General features: G+C 47.2%; 7 protein-coding genes. 4 read left to right on the top strand and 3 right to left on the bottom strand.

The annotated features are described in order from the left end of the window. Positions 1–424 precede the first annotated feature (424 nt). Together AB7D94_RS16005 and speD are read right to left on the bottom strand one after the other, a co-directional pair. Positions 425–688: a hypothetical protein gene (locus AB7D94_RS16005; protein ID WP_420267017.1), complete on the bottom strand. Its 264-nt coding sequence runs from the start codon at positions 686–688 to the stop codon at positions 425–427. 199 nt (positions 689–887) lie between these two features. Beyond that, positions 888–1,295: an adenosylmethionine decarboxylase gene (gene speD, locus AB7D94_RS16000; protein ID WP_420267015.1), complete on the bottom strand. Its 408-nt coding sequence runs from the start codon at positions 1,293–1,295 to the stop codon at positions 888–890. A gap of 280 nt (positions 1,296–1,575) precedes the next feature. Between speD and AB7D94_RS15995 the strand changes: the two genes are divergently transcribed. Beyond that, on the top strand, positions 1,576–1,911 hold the full coding sequence (locus AB7D94_RS15995; protein ID WP_420267014.1) for a CCDC90 family protein: 336 nt from the start codon (positions 1,576–1,578) through the stop codon (positions 1,909–1,911). A gap of 51 nt (positions 1,912–1,962) precedes the next feature. After that, positions 1,963–2,241 carry a hypothetical protein gene (locus AB7D94_RS15990; RefSeq protein WP_420267012.1) on the top strand — a complete coding sequence of 93 codons (279 nt, stop codon included), beginning with the start codon at positions 1,963–1,965 and terminating at the stop codon, positions 2,239–2,241. Positions 2,242–2,856: 615 nt separating this feature from the next. Here the strand turns inward: AB7D94_RS15990 and mtnP are convergent. Next, the gene (gene mtnP / locus AB7D94_RS15985; protein ID WP_420267011.1) at positions 2,857–3,648 is read right to left on the bottom strand and encodes an S-methyl-5'-thioadenosine phosphorylase; all 792 of its coding nucleotides are present in this window, start codon (positions 3,646–3,648) and stop codon (positions 2,857–2,859) included. 94 nt (positions 3,649–3,742) lie between these two features. On the opposite strand from mtnP, the gene AB7D94_RS15980 reads away from it, so the two are divergent. Both AB7D94_RS15980 and lpxC read left to right on the top strand, forming a co-directional pair. Beyond that, a complete protein-coding gene (locus AB7D94_RS15980) occupies positions 3,743–5,125 on the top strand; it encodes a TldD/PmbA family protein (protein ID WP_420267010.1) in 1,383 nt (460 codons plus the stop codon). A gap of 113 nt (positions 5,126–5,238) precedes the next feature. Beyond that, the gene (lpxC, locus tag AB7D94_RS15975; protein WP_420267008.1) at positions 5,239–6,132 is read left to right on the top strand and encodes a UDP-3-O-acyl-N-acetylglucosamine deacetylase; all 894 of its coding nucleotides are present in this window, start codon (positions 5,239–5,241) and stop codon (positions 6,130–6,132) included. The last annotated feature ends 120 nt before the right edge of the window (positions 6,133–6,252 follow it).

The following is a 6,252-nucleotide window of genomic DNA, read 5'->3' as shown; positions in this document are numbered from 1 at the left end:
ATTATGACATCTGCTACCCCCACTGTAAAGATGGGGTTTTCTTGACGCTTACTTATCTCAAACAGATGGTTTTTTACGAAACCCACGCCGTCTGCGATGAGTCCTTTTTTGATACAACGCTGATATAGCTTGCTGTTGGAACATGATACTGAGATGACCGCCCACCTGTTGCCCCCTATACATATGGCAATGGACTTAGTGTCCTGCGGATTTCATAGCCGCGGTTATATTAGGAAAGCCCTATGTGGGAGATGGAGGCGTTGCCCGACCCGACACTGAAATTGGGCACCGCGGCCAATATTTTCATACTACTATTCAAAATATTAGGATAGAACCCGTATAATTTAAGGGTGGGGCGTAACCACCGCCCCGCCCACAGAACAATCGCTGCCTGAGATTGGCTGGATAATCAAGCGTTGCCCAGTTATTTCCAACCGGCCTTCGCTTCGCACTCCTTCATTTCCGCAGGGTGCGATTTTTCCCACTGGGTAATGGATTTTGTTTCATTGTTATCCATCTTGCTGTTCATACATTCACAATACTTATAGACGACCTCTTCCTTTGCGCCTTCCTTCTTGTTGTCTTTAACACACTGGGCGACCCATTTGGTATCGTCAGCATCGGCAAATGCCTGGCTGCCTGTCATAACAAACGCAACAAGAAACAGAATAACCGTTAGTTTTCGCATCACACTCACCTCCTTTAAATATAAATTGTCTCCAAAGCACGGTATATAAACATAAAGCAAATCAACGCCTCAACACACACCCGCCAGTCGAGGATAAATAACCGCCGTACCTGCCATAATATGTCGCGAACCCCGCCTGTAACAACCCACCGCGTAAAAAAAGATACTAACGCCGACTGTGTCTGTTATGACGCTTTGGTCACGAAACACACTCAAGTTCACGTTCAAATACTTTATGAGGAAGCTTTACGTCTTTTGTAGAAATTAAACCCCTTTTAACCTCTACAATAGAAGGATTTAACGACTCGAAACGATCAATCAAATATCTGGCGGCGTCGCCGGGATTTATGACGTCGCCACAGGTAAAAATATCCACTGCGGCATAATTATACTCCGGCCATGTGTGTATGGACAGATGAGATTCGGCAATGATTACCATTCCGCTGATACCGAACGGGTTAAACTCGTGGAAGGACACATCTACAATAGTTGCATTTGCTGCCTTTGCTGCACCGACCATCGCGTCGGTTACCTGTCTGACGTTGGAAATACAGCCAGGGTTACAATCCCTTAATTCCACTAAAAGATGAGTACCTAAAGCATGCAATTCCCTACCCTCCTGAAAGTAAAAAATCACAGGGAATCATATCCCACATGGACTAGGATGATACCCTTAAAGAAATGGGTTTGTCAATGGTTAATTAATCGTGTTAAAAAAAACTTTGATGAGGATTCCCTTCACGCCAGTTGCAGGACTACCCCGAAGCAGATGGTGAGGCATCGGTGGCCGCAAAAGAGTGTGCGATATTCTATGATTTAACCTCTTGAGACACTCTTGAGGCGGCGGTCGGGTTGACAGAAAAGCTGCTGGGCGGTATAATAGGGGTATGAGCGTGATAACGATGCCAAGAGTGTTGAGAGAAAAACTGGGCGACGAGGGCGTTGACGCGCTTCTTACTGTATTCAGCGAAGTAAGTCTTAATACGCGTAATGACTTAGCGACAAAATCTGATATAAAGGAGATGGCGACAAAATCTGACTTAAAGGAGATGGCTACTGCCCTCCGTCAAGAAATGGCCACTAAAGAGGATATCGCCAATTTAAAAACAGAGATAGAGAAGTCTAAGGTAGATACTATCAAGTGGATGATAGCTTTTGGGGCTACGCAAGTCGGCATATTGATTGCTGCTATGGGCTTAATGTTTAAATTCTTTATTAAATAACACTTATTTGTGGTATTTAAGTGGTATTGAAGAGGTATGGAGGGCAAGGCTATGACAGATGAAGAGAGAGACGCGATATTGATTTCTATGAATGAGAATATTAAGGGCATGAAACAGGGCTTAGTTGACGTAAAGCAGGAACAGACTGAAATGCGACATGAGCTTTCTACAAAGCCTGACCGCGACGAGGTACGCTTCATGCTTAAACAGGAGATAGAGCCGATAAAAAAGGACTTATCACAGAAGCCGGACAGAGACGAAGTCCGCCGGATTGTTACTGAAGAGGTAGAAGCCGCGCTATCAGGCTATCGGTTTATGAAGGTGAAATAGCCTTGCTGTCCAAGTTATGGACGGGAAGTAAAAGCCCCCAGCGTTTTACTGGAGGCTTATCTAAGTGGATTCTGTGAATGTTGTCTGTTGTATTCTTCTATCTCAGCATTAGTTAGCGGCCTTGGTGGTTTTAACTACAAGCGTTTCTTATTTGAGCTACGGCGGCATAGTTTGATGCTCCATATCCATCTTCCCTGTCCATTTGGTATGCCACTCTTGAGTTCCCCAACATACTTTGGACTACCTATTAACTTAGCTGTCTCTTCGTATAGAGTATTGTCGGCATTCTCACTATTTTCAGGATCATATTGACCCTTGAACTTTTTAATACAGAAAATAATAAATAGACAAATCAAAATGAAGATAATAGTTCTTATGCGAGCCGATGTCTTAGCTGTTATAATTTTATTCATACCCCTGAAACACCCAATTATTGTATTGCTAACCCTTTAAGTCAATGAATATATGATTAATATTTAGTATATCCTCCTACAACCTTTCCGACAAATTTAAAATCCATAAGGTCTGAGTCTGCTATTTCGACAATCTCATAACTCGATACGTTTGATGGTATTAACATCATACCATTGTCTGTTTTTTAATTTTTTTTAAATGTCACTTCATCATCTTCGCGTCTTTTAAGGCGTCCTTACATGGACAGTGTCTTTGGGCTTTTATCAGGGAAATCGTCCTCAGGAGCAGGGCGTTCAGATTAATTGAGGATTCATTTATTGTTTCTATGACCTCGGTGGTCGTTAGTTTGTCTCTGCTTATACCGGCGGCGGAGTTTGTTACCGTTGCAATAGTGCCATAACATATCTCGGCCTCTCTGGCGAGGGCGGCCTCAGGCATCGCCGTCATCCCGACCACATCTGCCCCGGCAATAGAATAATATCTTATCTCCGCCCTTGTTTCAAATCGCGGCCCGTTTGTACACGCGTACGTGCCCCTTGTCAGGACGGGCAGCCCAACAGCCCCGGCCGCCTCTGTGAATACCGCCCTTAGCTCGGGGCAGAACGGTTCGCTGAAATCAACGTGATAGACCTCGTCCTTGTCATAAAAGGTTGATGTCCGCCCGGTAGTCATATCAATAATCTGGTCGGCAACCACAATGCTGCCCGGCCTCAGCAGGGGATTAATCCCGCCCACCGCTCCCATTGACAGCAGCCTCTTCACGCCGAGGGCCTTAAAACCCCATATGTTGGCGCGGTAGTTAATCTTATGGGGAGGGATGGTGTGGCCACTTCCATGCCGGGCCAAAAAAACCACTTCTATGCCAGAAATCCTTAACATCCGAAACGTGTCCGAGGGTGCTCCATAAGGGGTATCCACCGCCTCTTCCCTTATCAGCTCCACCGACGGCATCCGATAAACGCCGCTTCCTCCAATTATGCCAATTTCCGGCATCTCTAATGTTTAACCTGTCCCTTTCCCAAAATAGTTTCCCGTGTTGTATAATGATACTATACTATTTTTCGGATATAATGTAAAGGAGCGACCAATGCTGAAAGAGGAGTTTTTTGACAGCCTTATAAAAACGGCCATGTCCGCGGGCGGCGACTATGGTGATATATTTCTTGAGGACAGGACCCCGCTTGTAATTCAAATGGAGGACGATAAGATCGAAAAAATAACCACCGGCATTGAACGCGGGGTTGGCATCAGAATCGTCTACGACAATAAGACCGCATACGCCTATACAAACGACCTCACAAAAGACACACTCCTTGAAACGGCGCGCTCCCTGACCAGGGCAGTCAAGGCCAACGCCGTAAGTACCCCGATGAGTCTTGAGAAAACCAGGCCCAAAACAGACTTTATTATCAAACAAAGGCCCAATAACACCCCAATAGCCGACAAAATCAGACTCATCCGCATGGCAAACCAACGGGCAAGGGCGGTTGACACGAGGATTCGCCAGGTAAGCGTCACGTACAGTGATTTCGTGCAGTTGGTAACGATAGCCAACTCAGGGGGTGTGCTGATTGAAGACGAACGGGTGCAGACACTTATGGCGGTGTCAGTCATCGCCGAAGAGGGCGGCACGATACAGACGGGCTATGAGGCGCTTGGCGGCTTTGTCGGCTTTGAGCTATTTGAGGAAAACTCAGTGGAAGACCTGGCCGCAAGCGCGGCAAACAGGGCTATATTAATGCTTGGGGCAAGGCGCATCAAAGGCGGGCGTATGCCTGTTGTCATTGCCTCTGAGGCCGGCGGCACTATGATACACGAGGCCATAGGGCACGGCCTTGAGGCTGATTTGGCGGGACAGGGGCTGTCCGTCTATTCAAACAAGCTCGGCGCGCAGGTGGCGTCTGCTTCTGTTACCGTCATTGACGACGCAACCCTGCCCGGCAAGCGCGGCTCATACAGAGTTGACGACGAAGGCACTGCGGCGCAGAGGAACATCCTTGTTTCAAACGGAATCCTTACCGCCTACATGTACGACAAACTCAACGCCATAAAAGACGGCGTCAGCAGCAGCGGCAACGGTAGAAGGGAATCCTACCGCAGCCGTCCCATTCCAAGAATGACAAACACATTTCTTGCCCCGGGCAACGCTGACCCCGTAGAAATCCTTAGAACTACCAACAACGGCCTGTTCGTTAAGAAGATGGGAGGCGGGCAGGTGAACACCGTTACCGGCGACTTTGTCTTCGATGTCCAGGAGGGATATCTGATCAAAAACGGCCAAATATCTGACCCTGTCAAAGGGGCAACACTCTGCGGCAACGGCCCGGAAGTCCTGAAGGCCATTGATCTGATTGGCACAGATATGGGGTTTTCAATAGGCACATGCGGAAAGGACGGCCAGGGTGTGCCTGTGTCTGACGCGCTGCCAACGATAAGGATACCGGATATCGTCGTAGGTGGTGAAGTTTAGCTGTGTCTTTTATACCACAATGCCAACTTTTTTCATACATATTATGAACGATAAGTCCTGATTCCATGCGGCTTTATTGCTGGCACATAATTTGCATTTAACATGTGCAGGTTATGAGGTCACAGCGGACGATAAAGGAATGTGTATACTTTGAGGGTGTCGGGCTTCACACCGGCTCCTACTGCAAGGTGACGTTACATCCAGCTCCTGTGGATACGGGTATCGTATTTTACAGACCGTGCAAGAAGTCATCCATGGTTACCAACATAAGTGCCGTTGTTGATACCACGTATGCCACCACAATTGGAAACGACAGGCTGAAGGTGCGAACGGTTGAACATCTGTTAGCGGTAATTTCGGCTATGGGCGTCAGCAATCTGACAATTGAGGTCGAAGGTCCTGAGATTCCCATACTTGATGGAAGCGCCGTTGAGATTGCAAGATTGGTTATGGAGGCTGGCGTAAGGAAGCAAAAGAAGGTTATGCCTTATATAAAAATCCTCCGGCCAATTGTCATGGAAGACGGCCATGGCAAGGTGGCCGCGTATCCCTTTGACGGAAGAAAGATAACCTTCAGGATGTTCTTCAAAAACCACTTTCTTGGTGAGCAGTTGTTGTCATTTGATCTTGACAGGGGTTCGTTTATTAATGAAATTGCACCGGCAAGGACATTTGGGTTTCTTAGGGATGTCGAGTATTTCAGGGCTAACGGGCTTGCCAAAGGCGGCTCGCTTGATAATGCCGTCATCTTCAGCGAGACATCCGTTATCAACGAATCAGGGCTTAGGTTTAAGGATGAGTGTGTGAGGCATAAAATTCTTGACAGCATTGGGGATTTCTCACTGGTAGGCCTTCCCATAGAAGGACACATTGTGGCGGACAAGTCCGGCCATACGATGAATGTAAAGTTCATAAACAAACTCCTCACGTGTTCCGATTGCTGGGAAGTCGTAAGCGAGCAGGTAGAAAAAGCCCCCTATCCCGTGTTCAGCTACAGCTATTCATAGCCGCCCGATTAGTCTTTTGCCCATGCCAGCCATCTGATACCATGTTGCAACCATGTGGGTAATTTTGTCATTCCCGCGAACAGACTGTGTCACAATAGTAAAGCAGCCCCCCCCCCCCCC

Source organism: Candidatus Magnetominusculus dajiuhuensis, from assembly GCF_046044395.1.
In the GTDB taxonomy this organism is placed as follows: domain Bacteria; phylum Nitrospirota; class Thermodesulfovibrionia; order Thermodesulfovibrionales; family Magnetobacteriaceae; genus Magnetominusculus; species Magnetominusculus dajiuhuensis.
This window is presented reverse-complemented; position numbering and strand designations above follow the sequence as displayed.

Coding starts and splice junctions, on each gene's coding strand:
- mtnP (WP_420267011.1), bottom strand. CDS start 3,648: ATGCCGGAAATTGGCATAATTGGAGGAAGCGGCGTTTATCGGATGCCG.
- AB7D94_RS15980 (WP_420267010.1), top strand. CDS start 3,743: ATGCTGAAAGAGGAGTTTTTTGACAGCCTTATAAAAACGGCCATGTCC.
- lpxC (WP_420267008.1), top strand. CDS start 5,239: ATGAGGTCACAGCGGACGATAAAGGAATGTGTATACTTTGAGGGTGTC.
- AB7D94_RS15990 (WP_420267012.1), top strand. CDS start 1,963: ATGACAGATGAAGAGAGAGACGCGATATTGATTTCTATGAATGAGAAT.
- AB7D94_RS16005 (WP_420267017.1), bottom strand. CDS start 688: ATGCGAAAACTAACGGTTATTCTGTTTCTTGTTGCGTTTGTTATGACA.
- AB7D94_RS15995 (WP_420267014.1), top strand. CDS start 1,576: ATGAGCGTGATAACGATGCCAAGAGTGTTGAGAGAAAAACTGGGCGAC.